The 1,193-nt window shown below is 39.4% G+C and carries 3 protein-coding genes; 2 read left to right on the forward strand and 1 reads right to left on the reverse strand.

The window, feature by feature from the left end; genetic code table 11:
• Positions 1–403, forward strand: a 403-nt coding sequence (locus tag I4V53_RS14285) for a hypothetical protein (RefSeq protein WP_502709373.1), incomplete at its 5' end; no start/stop codon positions are given.
• On the opposite strand, the gene I4V53_RS13835 is transcribed toward I4V53_RS14285, so the two are convergent.
• Complete coding sequence (locus tag I4V53_RS13835) at positions 364–606, reverse strand: helix-turn-helix domain-containing protein (protein ID WP_195986278.1); 243 nt, start codon at positions 604–606, stop codon at positions 364–366. The two genes, I4V53_RS14285 and I4V53_RS13835, sit on opposite strands and share 40 nt — an antisense overlap.
• A gap of 45 nt (positions 607–651) precedes the next feature.
• On the opposite strand from I4V53_RS13835, the gene I4V53_RS13840 reads away from it, so the two are divergent.
• Entirely contained in the window at positions 652–1,173 is a 522-nt protein-coding gene (locus tag I4V53_RS13840; protein ID WP_286167170.1) for an SLOG family protein, read from the forward strand.
• The last annotated feature ends 20 nt before the right edge of the window (positions 1,174–1,193 follow it).

Consider the following 1,193-nt stretch of genomic DNA (forward strand, 5'->3'; position numbering starts at 1 on the left):
GGCGGCGCACAAGCGCCGCCTCCTTCTATGGTTCTTCACAGTTGTTTGTGCAATAAGTTTTTCCGTCTGGCTTAAAAATGCAGCACAGTTTTCCCCACTTAACAGTTACTTTATTTCCTGTTCCAATGCGTCAAACTCAGGTGTGCTGAAAAACTCGCCTAAGGTAATTTCAAATCCATCGCAAAGCTTTTTTATATTGACAATCCCTGGATTCTTGCTTTTGGTATTCAACATGCTATATACGGACATTGGTGGAATACCGGAAATGTTGGCAATCGCGTTTACACTGATGTTTCTCTCTGCACATAACTCTTTGATTCGATTAGCAACAGCTTGTTTTGTTTGTGTCATTTTTACTATTACTTATTTTTTCGTTTGGCCAAAATTTTTACTGCGTTTATAAGGACGAGGATCATCCGTCAACTCCAAAAGGTAATCGGTACTTGTACCATAATATTCAGCCAGCTTGACTAAGGCGGCGTTTGGAATGTTTACATTTCCTAATTCATAATCCGAATATGTTGTTTGGTGTACCTGTAAATAGTCGGCTAATTCTTTTTGACCTAAATCTTTGTCTACTCTTAACTCACGTATTCTTTTATACATTTTATATCACCTCAAAATTAGTATGTAATAAGGGAAATACCCTTATTGACTTTTAAGGGTATTTCCCTTAAAATAGGCCGTGAGGTGATTTATAAAATGTCTATATCTTGTTGTTTTACCGGTCATAGAGATATACCGGTGGAAATGGTTCCGAAAATAAAAGCGCGGCTTTGTACAGAAGTCCAAAAACAGATTGATGAAGGGGTGCGGCTTTTCTCTGCAGGGGGCGCACGCGGGTTTGACACATTGGCTGCATTAACCGTTTTAGAATGTAAAAAGCGGAATCCAAAGATTATGCTGGTTCTTTGTTATCCCTGTCAGGATCAGGCAAAGGGATGGAAGGAAGAAGATATTGTATTATATGAATATATAGAAAAACATGCGGACGCTTGTATTTACGTATCGAAGAATTATCATAATGGATGCATGCACAAACGAAATCGCTTCATGGTAGATCAAAGCGATGTCTGTATATGCTATTTGACCACTGTGACCGGAGGGACAAAATACACAGTGGACTATTGTATAAGAAAAGGCGTACCAATTATCAATCTGGCGGAAGGATAAAAAGGAGGCGGCGCGCCAGC

The sequence above is a fragment of the Clostridium sp. D33t1_170424_F3 genome (assembly GCF_015667585.1).
In the GTDB taxonomy this organism is placed as follows: Bacteria; Bacillota; Clostridia; order Oscillospirales; family Acutalibacteraceae; genus Anaeromassilibacillus.